This window comes from Dehalococcoides mccartyi 195 (assembly GCF_000011905.1).
GTDB classification, from domain to species: domain Bacteria; phylum Chloroflexota; class Dehalococcoidia; order Dehalococcoidales; family Dehalococcoidaceae; genus Dehalococcoides; species Dehalococcoides mccartyi.
This window is the reverse complement of sequence record NC_002936.3, coordinates 1,317,453-1,333,034: the sequence shown is the minus strand read 5'-3', so window position 1 is coordinate 1,333,034 and position 15,582 is coordinate 1,317,453. Positions and strand designations below refer to the sequence as shown.

Here is a 15,582-nt window from a genome sequence, read left to right as displayed (position 1 = left end):
TCACTTTGGCACTCTAGTATGAGATAACCTCTTGTGCAACTTCCTACTGGATCAAGGCTTCAGCATAATTATTATGCATCTCTATTAGCGTATTATTTTACTTTAAGCGTATCATCAATTCCCCTGCTTTCACCCTTGCACTGTAATATCTATATTTGAGGATCAATAATACGATATTACTTAGTGCTGCCATGGAAGTAAAGAACAGTAGAAGTATTAGCGTATAATTCTGGTTATTAATCTCGTTAAAAATATATATTGCCACATAAAAGGCTACTATGAATCCTCCAGGTATATATCCGTAAGGTATATCTTTTTTGCTCTTTTTTACAGTTTTGCGTTTTTCAAAGAACCTAATAGCAATCAATAATGTTAATAAATCCAGAATCACATATAACAATATAGCCAATATACATAGGAAAAAATCAGGTTCATAAAATGATCTTAACCGAATTGTCAGAATAATAGAAGCCACAAACATAATAAGAGGCATTATAGAAAGAGCAACTATCTCCTCTTTGTAATCATACATTGTTTTGGTTTTAAGTTTAATGTCATCTTCAACCATATATGCAAGATAGCTATCTAATAAGTCTTTAAGTTTTGATCTCATAAATCTTTATCCACAAATCAATTGGGTAATATTTCGTCATAAAAAGCGCGACATTTGTTGTATAGGATTTTGCTACTTGTTAGGCTATATGAGCATTATAATAACTGCACCGAAGGCCTGCTAGTCCCATAAAACACAAGACCAGAATTTATATCGCTATTCCTTTTACTTTTTCCACTATTCACGTTATTAGTGAGTCCAAAAATAGACCTTATTGTATTGGTAAAAATCTGAAAACCGGAAGTTATTACACCGGCAACTACTTCCTTATTTGTTATTATTTTATTAAGTGATGGAGCTATACCTACTCCTGCAGGCCCTGTTAGAGCACCAGAAATAACATCTGTAGTTAAATCATTAATAGTATAATCTTCGCCCGTCATAGCTGATTCAATTACCGAGTCAACCACATTAGATACTTCTGATACTGCTAGGTTTGCCACTACTACAAATGCGGTACTAACTTCTGCTGTAATATCAGCTAAAATACCAATCCCTGTAAATGCTAGCGCACCAGCAACTGCTCCTCCAACTACATTGGCTATTAATTCTTTAGTTGAAAACGCTTTCTCCGGGTGTATTGCACAATCTACAACGGTTTTAACCGCACCTGCTACAGCTCCAATAGCTGCTCCGATAATCGGTAAAAACCAAGCAAAATGTCCACTGGGATCAGTATATTTTAAAGGATTATTCTGGCAGTAAGAATACCTGTTTAAACACTGGGGATTCGTAAAATCTTGAATGTATATATCGGCACTTAAAAATCTACCAAGCGTTGGATCATAATAGCGAGCATTATAATAATATAGCCCGGTACCATCAAGCTTCTGGCCGGTAAACTGCTCATCAACAGGAACAGAACCGCTTCTGGTAACACCATACGGATAATACTTGGTTGAGCCAAGCGCAGTACCAGTATTGCTAGTGACCAAACTGGTGCTGTTAATACTATCCTGATGAACATACCTGAGAGTTGTACCTTGTCGTTCTGCCATCATTGTGTCCCCAAAATAATACCGAGTGGTTACCTCATCTGTGGCAAGGTTTTTTTCATAAAATTTGTTTATATACAAAATAGTTTCAATTGAGGTTATTTGTTTAATCCTATTGCCATCACCATCGTAAATAAAAGTAGTAATATCGCCACCTTCGGTAATACTAACCGGCCTATTTTCAAGATCCCAAGTCAAGGTTTGAGTGCCTCGATTGGTCATGTTGCCATTAGCATCATAGAGATAATTGGTGGTGCCTACTTGTGTTACGGCATGAGGCTGAGTGCTATAAGTGTATGAGGAACCATTCATGGCTACAATATTACCTATCTGATTATAACTGTATGAGGCAATATAAGCACCCGAAACAGCAGTTAAACGACCCAGGAAATCATATGTAAATGTTTCAGTCTGACTTGATAAAACATCTTGCCTAGTGGATACATTATCACCTGCATCCCAGGTATAGCGAGTATCCTGCAAAACATTACCACCACTCTGAGGTAAAGTTTTTATCTCCCACAGGTTACCGTAATAACCACCGGTAGTATCATAACTACCACCCAGACCATAGTAACCAAAAGTAGTTCGTAAGGTGTTGCCAAAGTTAATTTCTTTAGGCTGAGCCAGTTGGTTGTATAGCGTACTAGTTACCAAATTACCTGTAGTACTACCACTCAGGGCATAAGGTAGACCTCGTCCATTATAGGTATTGGTAACAACTTCTCCTGTAGGATATGTGATTGTTGTTATTCGGTTTAAACCATCATAAATATAAGAAGTAGCGTAATCTACGGAATCTATTGTCCGAAGTTCTTCAATGTTTCTACCCCATGAATCATAAGTCCAAACAATTGTACCAACAGCATCAGTCATACTAGTGCGCAAACCCAAGCCATAGTTACCATTGGCAGTGCTATCATAATTATAGCTGACATCGGTCATACCCAAACCTGCGGGGTATGTCTTGGAAGTGAGACGATTCAAAGCATCATAAGCATAGCTAATAGTATGGCTCAAGGCATCAGTTTGGCTGATGATGTTACCGTTATTGTCATAGCCATAGACCCAGCTTCCCATATCAGGATCCATCATACCCGTTTTACGATTTAACCAATCATAACTAATGCTTGTTATATTGTTGGAATTATCCTTAACCTGCGTAAGATTACCCAGTGTATCATATGTGTATTCAGTGGTAGCGTAAATAGCGTTATTAGCATCATATTCCACAACTTTTGTTAGACGTAAGTATGAATCGTAGTAATAGCGATGTTTATAACCGCGTTCATTAGTTACCAGTACCTGCAGACTGACTGTTGCTCTATCATAACTAACTGTTGTGGCATCAGCATTTATTTGGGTTATCAAACGGCCAAGTATATCATAGATATATGAAACAGATTTCCATGCGGTTTCAGGTGCTTTATAACCATTTATTGAGGTAGAGGCATAATCCTGAGGAACATATACTTGAGAAGTTCGGCCCCAGATATCATATTTTGTAGTTTGTTCAATGATAGTTCGTCCGGTTTCGCCCTGAGATTGTACCTGAACTACTCGACCGATACCGTCAAAGTATTGGCTTTGCCATATAGTGGTTGTTGAATTTATTCTGGTAATAGTTTTGAGGTGTTGCTGGTTAATAGTACCCCAGTTATTATATTGGTACTCTATACTGGGAAGAGTTTCCGTATCACCGGGTTTTACTACTTTGGTAATGCGCTTAAATGTATCAAAATAGCAGGTGGTTGTTTGTCCGTTAACATCCGTTTTAGTTAAAAGATTATCAGTACCTGGATCAAATGTGTAGCTTTCAGACAATCCGGTTATTGGATAAGTCTTAACTGTAGGATAAGTATTATATGTTGTTTCATATTCCCAACTGGTAATATTTCCATTAGGATCCTGCTCTGTTAGTACATTACCAAAGGTATCGTAGGTATAATAATTGCTAATTGAGCTCGAGCCATCTATAAAGGATTCCTTACGAGTAAGGTTTCCTTGGGTAGGTGGGGTAGTGTAGTCAGTATTGTTCCCGTCATAATAGTAGCGGGTTTCAGTTATTTGATTGCTATCTTTATCAAAAGTCCGCTCTCTGGCTACTAATCCTACTATATTGTCTGTGCTATTTGGATAATAATCATATTCAATATAAGATTCATCACCTATCGCATTCGGATTACCATCCAGATATTTTTTGATTACATTTCCATAGCTATCATATTCATATCGTTCCTGATTATAGTGATTGGAACCGCCTGTACCACTATATCCAATCGTGTATTTTACAAGCCGAATAATCCAAGTTCGGATAGTGTATTCGTATTTATGAATCTCATTATCACCAGTATCTGTAACATATATATATCCATTAGGAGCTACTGCTACCGATTGAGGTTGATTAAGCCCGCTTCCAATATTACTTACCCATTCTGGTATATCTGTCATTCCAGTCCCCGGAATATATTCATGGACCAGATTGTTTCCTGTATCGGCAACATATAAGTAACCTGTTTGCGAATAGAAAAGCCCTTGGGGTCCATTAAATGCAGTATCCACACCATTAAACTTGTAGGTATTGAAGCTGGCAAAACTAACTGTAGGACTATTAACAGTTGAGTAAATATGAATTCGGTTATTTCCTGTGTCAGCTACAAATAGGATGTTATCGTTGGTTACAGCTACACCCTGGGGTTGGTTTAGGGACTGTGTGCCCATATTCCAATAAAGAATTGTATTGACTAAGCTCCCTGTAGCTGTATAGATCTTGACATTATTGGCTCCAGTATTTGCAACATATATGTTTCCACCTTTTGCTACAGTAATACCTTGGGGACGAGTCAGACCAGTAATTAAATTGCTTACGAAAGTCCCATCTATAGTGTATTTTTGAATAGTATTGGCATTGGTATTTGAAACAAGCAGATATCCATCATAAGTAAAAGCTAAGCCTTGAGGTTGGTTTAAGGAATTGCCGAAGCTGCTCATAAGGATACCATTAGGATTATACTTTCGGATTAGGTTCGCATTAGTATCTGCTACATAGATATATCCATCTTGCCCAATTGCTACTGCATTCGGATTATTCAAACTGGAGATTGTATTGCTAAGTACACCACCCATTCGTAGTACTATTTCATCCAATGCCCCAGATTCAAAGTCTGAAGAAACACTTTCGGGGTATTCTTCATTAAATGCGCCGTTATACTTGCAATAGTTGTAGGAAAATTCCAGTCCGGTCAATTTTTCGGCTAGAATCGAACCAGTTGTATAAAAATTATGATTAATAAATCTGTTAGTTTCGGGTATCTCTCTGACTGAACTAAATCCTCTGAATGGAGCATCCCAGCCATAACCGGAGTAATAGGGTCCGCCACTATAAACATAGTTCGTAACTTGACTCACGCCTATACCGCTGTTTACAGTCTTAGTTGCAACGCATTCTCTAGTCCATGTATCGTATGTGGTGTTAGCCGGTGTTTGGACATAAGTAAAAGCCACATACCCACCATAGCCGCTATTAACCTGTGTAAGGAATGGCCATGATAAGGAAGCAGCATTGCCAGGATTGCCACTATAGGTGGTTTCATATGTACGCCTATATACCTGTTTATTCGTATAAGTGAAAGTTGTTGCTGGTAAAGAAGATACGCCATCAGCACCTTTTTGGATGATGGAGTTAAGCTTGATAGTACCAGAATAATATATGCCACCATATTGACTGGAATTATATGAAGCTGCAGTAACGGTATAAGCAAAGCTATATTTGCGAATCAGGGTAGCGCCTATGCTCACTTCAATGGCGTCCAGCTTACGATTTTCCATAACCTTGGGAGCTGGATTGGATCCATAGCTTTTAGGATTATCCAAACGAATATAGCCATCAGTTGCATCATTCTGGTCATATGATGATATAAAATGAATTACAATATCGCCATAAGTCAGATACTCTGGATAAGCTGATCTTACCCATGTATCAGGTGAAGTGCCTTTTATATCTTGGATATAGCTGACTGTTGCTTCATTTCCATTGGTATCCCTTATAATACTTAAATCCCAGCGATAACTTCCACCATCTGCACTGGTCAGGTATTGTACCGCGGTAGATCCAGTGCTACCACCAAATTCATAATAGTAGCCATTTTTATCATAGACTTCCCAAATATCCCCAGAGCGGGTTATCTTTAGAAATTCTTGTGGTTTGGTATAGTAATTTATCCCATCACCTGTTACGAGTTCATACGAACCATTGTTGAATTCGAGGAAGTATTTGTCAGCAATTGGTTCGTGAGTTATTCGGCCAAGGCTCAAACTCCATCCAATACCCACCCAAGAGCCAAGCGACCGTTTGTTTTTCATCTCATCTACAGAACCACTATTGTAGATTAATTCAATCTTGGGTTTAAAACCGCCAGGTCCGGCAGGAGTGTCAATTGAGTAGCTGTAAATCGATGCACCAGATTGTAGCCCGACCTGAGAATCCATAACCATGCCCGGCCCAGATATAAGAGGATTTGCCAGCTCTCCATAGTGGCTAAAATGATTAAGATAAGCTGTCAATATGCCAGTCTTTTTATCAAATTTACTCGATTCAACAGGCACCCAGGATTAATTCTTTTTCATCTAAATAGCATAGCTTAAGTGAATCTAAGTCTAAACCATGTAATTCTTCTGGGGTATGCTTGATCGTTATAAGAAGCTGTTTATCGAATTTATTAACAATTGTATCTGTAGCTTCAATTCTAGCAGTAAGGTCTACTACATTTACAAATCTAGTTCCTGTTGATCCCCATGGAATATATTCATCCATGTTTATTTGGACTTGGCCAGATACAGCACCAGCCGGAATTTGCAGACTTATTTTTTCACTAGCTGAAATCAGTATAGAACAGGATTCAGCTAATGCGTTAATTGTGGTTCGTTGTGGAGGTACCGGTATGACAGGTATTCTCTCCTGATTGTCTATGTAATGAATGATATCACTACCATCACTAGACCCGTCATCCGCAGCATGTAGAGAAATAGGAGGGACCATTTCAAAAAGAAGAATAATTGAGATGATAACACCGATAAGAGGAGTGAGTGATTTCAGAAACTTGGGCACAAACATAGTTGCCTCCGATTGACTCTTTGTATTATCCGAACAATATAGGCAAAATTATAACAATAAAGATATATTTGTCAACTATAATACAAATAATGTATAAATAATAGAAATAAATGACTATATCTACGTATCTATACCATGGATCACCCTAAGCATTTGCTATACGGTAAGGAACCTGATATTGCATCTAAGAGTAAATTGGATAAAATATGTTGTTCAATAAAACGATAAATATTTAAAGACCATAAAGGTAAATACGTCTATCTTATTGTTTTAAAGTAAGTTAAATAATAATAAAGTGCTCGATGGACTGAAGGAGAAATAGATGAAGAAAATCCGCCGGAGCTTTTGGGTAATATTAGGCATTATTTTTATGGTACTCGCAGGTATATTCCCTCGCTTTGATTCGGAATTTGTAATTCTTGCTCTATTTAGTTTCGCAGGTGCACTAGGTTTGTTAAATTTCTGGGGGGGGAATAAAAAAACCTAAAATAGTTTGAAATAAACTAAATATCAAAATCCTTTTTTTCCATAGATCATACTTTTGTTGAATAAAACAGCGTTCCGACTGATTAGATTGATAAGATAGCGTCATGTCATGATTGAAGTAGACCCAAATAGCGACTAGTTTTCAAACTCCCTACCAAATTCGCAAAGATATTGTGATAGAGGTATATGCTCGAATATGCTTATGATGAGATATCAGCATAGAAACTACTCTTCAATTAACATTTAGATTATGTTGTTTTGAGAATGGAAAGATCATCAGCCGAAAAAGTTTAGTGCCAAATTAGTGCCATTTATAAAAATAGCCCCCATGACAATAACATCATGAGGGCTGTTCTACGTTTAAAAAATGGTGGGCGGTATAGGATTCGAACCTATGACCCCCTGCGTGTAAAGCAGGTGCTCTAACCAGCTGAGCTAACCGCCCGAAAGAAATATGGCGCGCTTGGTGGGACTCGAACCCACGACCTCAGCCTTCGCAGGGCTGCGCTCTAATCCAACTGAGCTACAAGCGCCGGTATGGTGCCGAAGGAGAGATTTGAACTCTCACACCTATTACAGGTACTACGCCCTGAACGTAGCGCGTCTGCCGTTCCGCCACTTCGGCCTGTCAAGTCACCAGTTGATCAGGGTTATCTGGACAACTTAAGCCGCTAGATTATACTTATTGGGATAGACTAGTGTCAATCCAGCTTCAGGAGTATCTGCTTTTAGCGGCAGGATTTATTTTGAAAATTTTAGAGTCCTGGACAATATTTAGTTTTTAAACTGTTATTGAGGCCAACTACATCTGGGATATATAGTTATGTCAGGTAAGCGTTGACTTTAAGCTCTTTTGACGATACAATTTTAGTAGGAGATAAAAATGCCAATTTACGAATATGTATGCCCAAAATGCAAAACCAGATTTGAAGACATCCGCTCTACCAGCAAGGCTGATGAGGAAGCTCTTTGCCCTGAATGCAAAACTCCCTCTGCCAGAGGCGTTTCAGGTTTTGCCTGCCGAGGTACCGGTTCCTGCGGAAGCGGCGGCGGTTCCTGTTCAAGCGGTTCTTGTTCAAGCTGTTCCGGCTGCCACTAAATTCGGTTGATGAAACTGTGTTTCGTTAAAGCTGACCGGCAAATGCCGGCATAATTCATCTGCCTATCCCAGCCAGTAATGTATTGTGTCGGTTTTTGTTTTTAGTAAAAGATCCGGATTTTCTATTGCCTTTACTCTGTACGGTGCTTAAGCGGGTATTTATTTAGTTTGCGGTTGGCAGGTACTTTTTATAAGCGGCTATCTGCAAGTTCCGTTTATCGTTATAAGATAGAGGGAAACAGATATGTCTGAAAATTACTCTGCCGCTGGTGCACCGGATGTCTTTGAGTTTTCAGAGTGTTTCAGACTGTCTTCAGGTGTGTTTCCCGGAAAGGTAAAGGATAAAATATGCGCAAGAGAGTCTTAACTATATTTGCCGGTTTGCTGATGCTAGGTTTACCCCTTTCGGCCTGTTCCGTTGACACTCCTACGGCAGGGCTTGACCAGTCTATCTCTTTCCCCCCTGGACAGAGTTGTGCCATAGCCGGCGAAGATCTGATTATCAAATTCGTAGGGGTAGTATCCGACAGCCGTTGCCCCGAGGGTGTCCAGTGTATCTGGGCGGGTGAAGTGATGGTTCAGTTGGAGATTAACTCTGGCGGCGAAAAGACCAAGTTTTACATGGTTAAAAGAGGTGCCGGAGGAGATGCGGTAGCTGATTTCGGCATTTATAAATTCAGCTTTAACGTTACTCCCTACCCTGCAGTCGGTACAGAAATTACCAAAGACCAGTACCGACTCTTGCTGACTGTCAGTAAGGCACAGTAAGCTAGAACTGAAGTTCTGTATTGTTTATCACAGGTGTGCAATGTAGCATCTTGAAAAGAAACGGCGGGGTTTACCGCCGTTTGGCTATTAAAAAGGCAGGTCACTCCTGGAAGGTTTTCTTAGTAGCCAGCCGCCGGCCACAAGACTGACTGCCAATACTCCGATTAAAATGCCCAGCATAAGGGCGCTGTCTTCCCAGAACCCTCTGGGGAAAAACATTACCAGATAGTCTTTGGCGGGGTCTAACAGCCAGAAGTCATTGCTGAAACCAAGCAGGTGCAACCGGGTGAAGAAAGTCTGGAAATCCAGCATGGCTATAAGCCCGATGCCGCCTAATAACAAAAGGCTGAACACTCCTCCCTGAATAAGCACTATGCCGGCTTTTTTTACCCGCCCGGCCTGTTTTTTCAAGTATAGGTAAAGGAAAAATCCTCCGCCAAGTAACAGGCAGATGCCCAGAGCCAGATAATTCAGGCGGACAAGCCCCTTTACATCTTTTAAGTGAAGTATTTCCCGTTCTTTGAATACGGTTACGTCTACCCCGTCTTTTTCCAGATGTAGGTCTATATATTCCTCGCCGTTGTTAAAGTAACTAATAAGGGTAGATGCGGCTGTTTCTAGTTGGGCAGGGGTAAAGCCGGTTTTTTGGCTGATTTCGTACTTTTCAAAACCCTTTTCATACAGCCATCGGCAGTTTATAAGTATACTCAGGGTCAGGGTGAGTATTATCAGTGGGATAAGGAGTGTGGCTAAGGTTTTCCAGACATTATATAAAAATCTTTTCAATTCTGGTTTCATGGCTGTATTTTACACTCTTATCTACGAAAAATGCACCTTCAAACCTTGAGGTTGTCTGTTTGAGGTTGTTTTAAGCCTTGAAATGACTTCTCACCTGCATACCTCAAATGGCAGGGCTGTGTTATAATCTGCCCTTAGGAAAAGCTATGTTTTGTCATCTTCATGTCCACACCGAATTCAGCCTGCTGGACGGCATGTGCCGTATTTCCCAGCTGGTAGCCCGTGCCAAAGAACTTGGCATGGAGGCGCTGGCTATTACCGACCATGGTACTATGCACGGTATTCCCCGTTTTTACAAAGAGGCCAAAGAAGCAGGTATAAAACCGATACTGGGCAGTGAATTCTATTTGGCATATGGTGACCGTACCGCCAAAACAGCGGCAGATAAAAACTATTACCATCTGGTGCTGCTGGCTAAAAATAACAAAGGCTATCACAACCTTATCCAGTTAAGTTCACGTTCACACATAGAGGGTTTTTACTATAAACCCCGGATAGATAAAGAGCTGCTTGAAAAATATTCGGAAGGGCTGGTCTGCCTTTCGGCCTGTCCTTCGGGGGAAGTACCCCGCCTGATATTGGAAAACCGCTTTGACGAAGCCAGAGAGGCCGCTCTTTGGTACAAGAAAACTTTTGAAAACTACTATATAGAAATCCAGCGCCACCCCATGCCGGATTTGGAAAAGATAAACAGCGTCCTTATTCCCATGGCACGGGAGCTTGATATACCTTTGGTGGCTACCAATGATACCCATTATCTGGATAAAGAAGACGCCCCTTATCATGACCTGCTGCTTTGTATAGGCACAAATGCGCTGGTCAGTGACGAAAAACGGATGAAGATGGAGGGTGATTATTTTTACCTGAAATCACCTGAAGAAATGGCGGAAGCCTATCAGGATATACCGGATGCTATTGAAAACACCGCCAAGATAGCCGAAATGTGCAACGTAAGCCTGGATTTCGGGCGTTTGCACCTGCCGGAGATAGATATACCTGCCGGTAAAACCCCGGATGAGTATCTGGCAGACCTGTGTTATGAGGGGCTGCCCAAATTTTATCCTGATGCCAGCCAGGAGATACTTGACCGCCTGAAATATGAGCTGGATGTTATTAAAACCACCGAGTTTGCCAATTACTTTCTGGTTACCTGGGATATTATCCGTTTTGTAAAAGAAAAGGGTTTGTATTACGGCGTCCGCGGCAGCGCCGCTTCGTCTATAGTGCTGTACTGTCTGGGTATTACCGCCCTTGACCCTATTAAATACAAGCTGGTTTTTGAGCGTTTTCTGAATATTGAACGCAAGGAAATGCCTGATATAGACATGGACTTTCAGGATGACCGCCGCGAGGAGGTCATTGAATATGTGGTGGGCAAGTACGGGCGTGACCATGTTTCCCAGATTATTACCTTTGGTACGCTGGGGGCAAAAGCGGCGGTGCGGGATGCGGGGCGGGCGCTTGGCATGGCCTATGCGGATGTTGACAGGGTAGCCAAGGTCATACCCTTCTCCCTTCACATGACCCTGGACAAGGCTATGGAAGAAAGCACCGAACTGAAAGATATGTACAATCAGGATTCGGTTGTCCGTAATCTGGTGGATGCCGCCCGCAAGATAGAGGGGCTTTCCCGCCATGCTTCCACCCATGCCGCCGGGGTGGTTATTTCCAAAGACCCGCTGACAGACCATGTACCCCTGCAGCGCCTGAGCAAGGAAAATAATCTGGGTCTGGTCATGACCCAGTACACCATGGAAGATATTGCCAAGATTGGCTTGCTCAAAATGGATTTTCTGGGGCTGGTCAACCTGAATATACTTGGCAAGGCCTGTGCGGTTATTAAAGAATACACCGGGCAGGATATTGACCCCCTGGCCATACCCCTTGACGATGTAAAAACCTTTGAGCTGCTGGCGGCCGGCGAAACGGTGGGTGTTTTCCAGCTGGAAGGCACGGGTATGCGCCGCTATATCAAAGAGCTGAAACCGACCGTGTTTTCAGATATTGGCGCTATGGTGGCTTTGTACCGCCCCGGCCCTATGGAACAGATACCCCGTTTTATCAAATCAAAACACGGGCTTGAGCCTATCACCTACCCCCACCCCGCCCTTGAACCCATACTGGAAGAAACTTACGGTGTTATTGTTTACCAGGAGCAGGTGCTGTTTATAGCCCAGACCTTCTCCGGCTATACCCTGGGACAGGCGGATATACTCCGCAAGGCCATGGGCAAGAAGATTGCGGCCGTTATGCAGAAACAGAAAGCCAATTTTATTGACGGGGCTTTGAAAAACGGCTATACCCCTGAAATAGCCGAAGAGGTGTTTGCTCTGGTTGAGCCCTTTGCCGGTTATGCCTTTAACAAGGCTCATGCCACCAGCTATGCCCTTATTGCCTACCAGACAGCTTACTTAAAAGCCAACTATCCGGTGGAATACATAACCGCCTATCTCCAGGCATTTTGTGATGTGACTGAAAAAGTGGTAACTGCCGTTACCGAAGCCCGCCATATGGGGATAGAGGTGCTGCCGCCGGATATCAACCGCAGCGGGGTTAATTTTGAAATAGAGCAAAACGAAGACGGGGTTAAGAAAATCCGCTTCGGGCTGGCGGCGGTCAAGAATGTGGGGGTGGCGGCGGTGGAACCGATTGTGGCAGAGAGAAAAGCCAACGGGGAGTATCTGTCTGTTGAAGATTTATGCCGCCGGGCGGAAGGGTCATCACTTAACAAACGGGTAATGGAAAGCCTGGTCAAAGCCGGGGCACTGGACAGCCTGGGTGACCGGGGGACTCTCCTTTTCAATCTGCCGAATATACTTTCCCTGGCTCAGCGGGAACAGAAGCTGAAAGATTCAAACCAGACTACCATGTTTGACCTTTTCGGTCAGCAGTCACCCATGCCCATGCCCAGTCTGGAGATGGCGGAATCCCCGGTTACCACCCGTGAAAAGCTCCAGTGGGAAAAAGAGCTGGTAGGCATATTTATATCTGAACACCCTTTCACCCCGTATGCCAGTGCGGCTCAGGAGGTAACTACCGCCCTGTGCGGCCAGATAGATGAGGAACTGGATAACCAGCCGGTAACGGTGGCCGGTATGGTGGCTTCGGTGCGGGTTTCGGCTACCCGCGAAGGCAAACCGTTTGTAATGGCGGAAATAGAAGATTTGGTGGGGCGGGTGGAAGTAGCCGCCTGGCCTAAAGTATATGCCGCAACTAAAGCCCTCTGGGAGGAGGGGAATATTCTATTAGTGGAAGGTAAAGCTGTGGTTCGTGGAGACAGGGTATCAATTCATGCGGAAAAAGTAAGCCGGTATCAGCCGGAAACAGATAAAAAAGCGGCTCCGGTATTTATAAACGCTCCCCAGCCGAAGGCGGAAGACAAAGAGCCCCCGGCTCCCCAGCTGCAGCGGCTGGTGGTATGTATCCAGCAGACCGAAAATGAGGGCCGGGATATTGACTGCTTGAACGAAGTAGTTGAAATACTGAAGCAATACCCCGGTGAAACTGAGGTAAGGCTGTGCGTGGTAAATCACGAACGGGTTTTCATATTGAAAATGCCGGATATCTGGGTATACTATTGTCCGGAGCTTAAAAGCAAGCTTGCCGCCCTGGTGGGCAGTGCCAATGTGAGGCTGGAGAATAATGCCCCAAGCGGATAAACTGGAACTGGCCGGGGTAGCCCCCAACCAGATAGTGGCGGAAATGTGGCAGGGTTTTCTGGAGGGGGAGGGTATTCCCTCCACTCTGGGAGCGAAGCAGGTGTTTCCGTATCTGGGTATAACTTTGCTGCCGGTCAGTCTATATGTTTTGAAAGAGCACCTTACTCAGGCCAAAGAGATATTGGCGGATTTGCAAGTGCAGAATGAAGAGCCGGATGAACCCGCCCAAGAAGACTGAGGATACCCCATCTGTTTCAACCGCTAATCCGAACGCCGGGCATCGCCAGCGTCTGCGTGAGCGTTTCCTTAAGGCCGGTCTGGACGGGCTGAATGATTATGAAGTGGTAGATCTGCTGCTTACCTTAGGGACTCCCCGCCGTGATTGCAAGCAAGCGGCCAAAGAGGCCATAAAACACTTCGGCAGCCTTAGGGCGGTGCTGGAAGCCTCCCCTGCCGAACTTTCAAGCATAAAGGGAATAGGCGAGGTCAACTCCATGGCCCTTACCCTTATCAGGGAAGTATCCCGGCGCTACCTTAAGGACGGGATTATGGAAAAACCGGTCTGCAATACCGCCCAGCAGGTGTTTGATTACCTGTATTGCGCCATGCGGGGTCTGAAAAAAGAGGTTTTCAAGGTAATATATCTGGACAGCCAGCACCGGGTGCTGGAGGTGGCAGACCTTTTTAGCGGAACAGTGGCCAGCGGTTGTGTTATCCCCCGGGAGGTGATTGGGGCGGCTATTTCCCAAAATGCCTCCGCCCTTATTTTTGTTCATAACCACCCTTCCGGTAAGACCGAGCCTTCGCAGGCAGATAAAGACCTGACCCGTGAGCTGGTGTATGCCGCCATGGTGATGAAAATACGGGCTTTAGACCATATTATTATCGGGGATAACTGCTATTTCAGTTTTGCGGCTGCCGGTCTTATGGGAGAGTATGAAACAGGTTTTTTAAATTTGAAACTGAAACATGTTTCCGAAGCAAAACGTCATATATACCGGGCAGAACTGTTCGGGGGAAACCCGGAGTAAACCCAGGCTTAAGGGGTGGAAAATGAAGAAATCTGCTGTTTTGATACTTAGTCTGGTCTGCACTTTCAGTCTGGCTTTTTCCGGCTGCAGTCCGGAGGTCAAAACTTATACAGATGCGGATACTCTGATTGAATGCCGGGCTGGGGATGAGTTTATAGTGGCTTTGCCGGCTAACCCCACTACTGGTTATAGCTGGGAATTTCAGTCTGCCAGCTCCAAAGTATATCTGGTTGAAAAAACCTATACGCCGGATGATGCGGGCAATACTGCAGTTGGCGGCGGCGGAACCGAATATTTCCGTCTGAGGGCCTTGGATACAGATGAGACCGAGCTTTGGTTTTATTATTCCCGCCCGTGGGATTCCGTACCGGCTGATACGCTGGTTATCAACCTGAAGGTTTCCTAGTCTCCAGGGTAAGCAGCCAGCATTTTATATTGGTGCCCCCGTTAAAACCGCCTGTTTTGCCGTTTGCGGCAATCACCCTGTGGCAGGGTATCAGTATAGGTACGGGGTTTTTATGGAGAGCCTGCCCTACCGCTCTGGCGGCTTTGGGGCGGCCTATCCGGCGGGCTATCTGACCGTAACTGGCAGTTTGACCGTAGGGTATAAGGGCGCAGGTCTTAAAAACCTGTGATTCAAACGGGGTGTACCCGCTAAGGTCAAGGCTGAACGGGAAATCAGTGCTGTTTCCCTGAAAATAGCTTTCAAGTTTCGTTGCTAGGGGGTGGAAAAGGCTGTCGGTACGGATAGTCTCCGCCGGCGGGTTCAGCTCTGCCAGTGCTTCGGTTTGACCGGGCTGGGGCAGGGTAAGGCGGCAGATTCCCTGTGCAGATGCCATTACCCCAACCCAACCCGGTTGGATTTCAAGAATACCCCAGCTTATACCGGCGGCAGCCTTAACCCTGCTGGAGACGGGTTTTGGGCCGTTTGGTGTAACTCTACTCAAAAGCGGTTATCCACCCCTGATTTTTGAGCCTGCGGTCTCCTGGGTATGTTGAGGAGGAAGGCCGGACATCAAA

Annotated in this window: 12 protein-coding genes and 3 tRNA genes; 7 read left to right on the top strand and 8 right to left on the bottom strand. The window is 43.8% G+C overall.

All coding sequences use genetic code 11. The annotated features are described in order from the left end of the window. Positions 1-97 precede the first annotated feature (97 nt). The 3 genes from DET_RS07560 to DET_RS07550 all read right to left on the bottom strand — a co-directional run bounded on the left by DET_RS07560 (position 98) and on the right by DET_RS07550 (position 6,721). Positions 98-613, bottom strand: coding sequence for a hypothetical protein (locus DET_RS07560; RefSeq protein ID WP_234943812.1), 516 nt, complete (start codon positions 611-613; stop codon positions 98-100). A gap of 95 nt (positions 614-708) precedes the next feature. Next, positions 709-6,213, bottom strand: a complete 5,505-nt coding sequence (locus tag DET_RS07555; RefSeq protein ID WP_010937149.1) for an RHS repeat-associated core domain-containing protein — start codon at positions 6,211-6,213, stop codon at positions 709-711. Then, the gene (locus tag DET_RS07550) at positions 6,203-6,721 is read right to left on the bottom strand and encodes a hypothetical protein (RefSeq protein WP_041223408.1); all 519 of its coding nucleotides are present in this window, start codon (positions 6,719-6,721) and stop codon (positions 6,203-6,205) included. Before DET_RS07550 ends, DET_RS07555 begins: the two co-directional genes overlap by 11 nt. A 322-nt stretch (positions 6,722-7,043) precedes the next feature. On the opposite strand from DET_RS07550, the gene DET_RS08735 reads away from it, so the two are divergent. After that, positions 7,044-7,208 carry a hypothetical protein gene (locus tag DET_RS08735; RefSeq protein WP_167518162.1) on the top strand — a complete coding sequence of 55 codons (165 nt, stop codon included), beginning with the start codon at positions 7,044-7,046 and terminating at the stop codon, positions 7,206-7,208. A gap of 367 nt (positions 7,209-7,575) precedes the next feature. Here DET_RS08735 and DET_RS07545 read toward each other — a convergent pair. The 3 genes from DET_RS07545 to DET_RS07530 all read right to left on the bottom strand — a co-directional run bounded on the left by DET_RS07545 (position 7,576) and on the right by DET_RS07530 (position 7,832). Further along, positions 7,576-7,652, bottom strand: a tRNA-Val gene (locus DET_RS07545). Positions 7,653-7,662: 10 nt separating this feature from the next. Beyond that, positions 7,663-7,740: transfer RNA gene (locus DET_RS07540), tRNA-Arg, on the bottom strand. 5 nt (positions 7,741-7,745) lie between these two features. Next, a tRNA-Leu gene (locus DET_RS07530) sits at positions 7,746-7,832 on the bottom strand. 258 nt (positions 7,833-8,090) lie between these two features. Here DET_RS07530 and DET_RS07525 point away from each other — a divergent pair. Both DET_RS07525 and DET_RS07520 read left to right on the top strand, forming a co-directional pair. Next, on the top strand, positions 8,091-8,306 hold the full coding sequence (locus tag DET_RS07525; RefSeq protein ID WP_010937148.1) for an FmdB family zinc ribbon protein: 216 nt from the start codon (positions 8,091-8,093) through the stop codon (positions 8,304-8,306). A 348-nt stretch (positions 8,307-8,654) separates the two neighbouring features. Then, a complete protein-coding gene (locus tag DET_RS07520; RefSeq protein WP_010937146.1) occupies positions 8,655-9,074 on the top strand; it encodes a hypothetical protein in 420 nt (139 codons plus the stop codon). Positions 9,075-9,161: 87 nt separating this feature from the next. On the opposite strand, the gene DET_RS07510 is transcribed toward DET_RS07520, so the two are convergent. Continuing rightward, entirely contained in the window at positions 9,162-9,872 is a 711-nt protein-coding gene (locus DET_RS07510) for a TIGR01906 family membrane protein (RefSeq protein WP_010937145.1), read from the bottom strand. Positions 9,873-10,018: 146 nt separating this feature from the next. On the opposite strand from DET_RS07510, the gene DET_RS07505 reads away from it, so the two are divergent. The 4 genes from DET_RS07505 to DET_RS07485 are packed head-to-tail and all read left to right on the top strand — an operon-like array spanning position 10,019 to position 14,968. Beyond that, positions 10,019-13,531, top strand: a complete 3,513-nt coding sequence (locus DET_RS07505; RefSeq protein ID WP_010937144.1) for a DNA polymerase III subunit alpha — start codon at positions 10,019-10,021, stop codon at positions 13,529-13,531. Continuing rightward, positions 13,515-13,769 (top strand): putative signal transducing protein, encoded by a 255-nt coding sequence (locus tag DET_RS07495; protein ID WP_010937143.1) that lies wholly within the window; start codon positions 13,515-13,517, stop codon positions 13,767-13,769. The genes DET_RS07505 and DET_RS07495 overlap by 17 nt, the downstream gene beginning before the upstream one ends. Further along, entirely contained in the window at positions 13,747-14,562 is an 816-nt protein-coding gene (radC, locus tag DET_RS07490; protein ID WP_010937142.1) for a RadC family protein, read from the top strand. The genes DET_RS07495 and radC overlap by 23 nt, the downstream gene beginning before the upstream one ends. Before the next feature lie 22 nt (positions 14,563-14,584). Beyond that, entirely contained in the window at positions 14,585-14,968 is a 384-nt protein-coding gene (locus DET_RS07485; protein WP_010937141.1) for a protease inhibitor I42 family protein, read from the top strand. On the opposite strand, the gene DET_RS07480 is transcribed toward DET_RS07485, so the two are convergent. Continuing rightward, positions 14,949-15,509, bottom strand: coding sequence for a methylated-DNA--[protein]-cysteine S-methyltransferase (locus DET_RS07480; protein WP_010937140.1), 561 nt, complete (start codon positions 15,507-15,509; stop codon positions 14,949-14,951). The two genes, DET_RS07485 and DET_RS07480, sit on opposite strands and share 20 nt — an antisense overlap. Between the last annotated feature and the right edge of the window lie 73 nt (positions 15,510-15,582).

What these genes read in the sequence shown, in the direction of transcription:
- DET_RS07520 (WP_010937146.1), top strand. Translation starts at nt 8,655, where the DNA reads ATGCGCAAGAGAGTCTTAACTATATTTGCCGGTTTGCTGATGCTAGGT.
- DET_RS07495 (WP_010937143.1), top strand. Translation starts at nt 13,515, where the DNA reads ATGCCCCAAGCGGATAAACTGGAACTGGCCGGGGTAGCCCCCAACCAG.
- DET_RS07505 (WP_010937144.1), top strand. Translation starts at nt 10,019, where the DNA reads ATGTTTTGTCATCTTCATGTCCACACCGAATTCAGCCTGCTGGACGGC.
- DET_RS07560 (WP_234943812.1), bottom strand. Translation starts at nt 613, where the DNA reads ATGAGATCAAAACTTAAAGACTTATTAGATAGCTATCTTGCATATATG.
- DET_RS07550 (WP_041223408.1), bottom strand. Translation starts at nt 6,721, where the DNA reads ATGTTTGTGCCCAAGTTTCTGAAATCACTCACTCCTCTTATCGGTGTT.
- DET_RS07485 (WP_010937141.1), top strand. Translation starts at nt 14,585, where the DNA reads ATGAAGAAATCTGCTGTTTTGATACTTAGTCTGGTCTGCACTTTCAGT.
- DET_RS07525 (WP_010937148.1), top strand. Translation starts at nt 8,091, where the DNA reads ATGCCAATTTACGAATATGTATGCCCAAAATGCAAAACCAGATTTGAA.
- DET_RS08735 (WP_167518162.1), top strand. Translation starts at nt 7,044, where the DNA reads ATGAAGAAAATCCGCCGGAGCTTTTGGGTAATATTAGGCATTATTTTT.
- DET_RS07510 (WP_010937145.1), bottom strand. Translation starts at nt 9,872, where the DNA reads ATGAAACCAGAATTGAAAAGATTTTTATATAATGTCTGGAAAACCTTA.
- radC (WP_010937142.1), top strand. Translation starts at nt 13,747, where the DNA reads ATGAACCCGCCCAAGAAGACTGAGGATACCCCATCTGTTTCAACCGCT.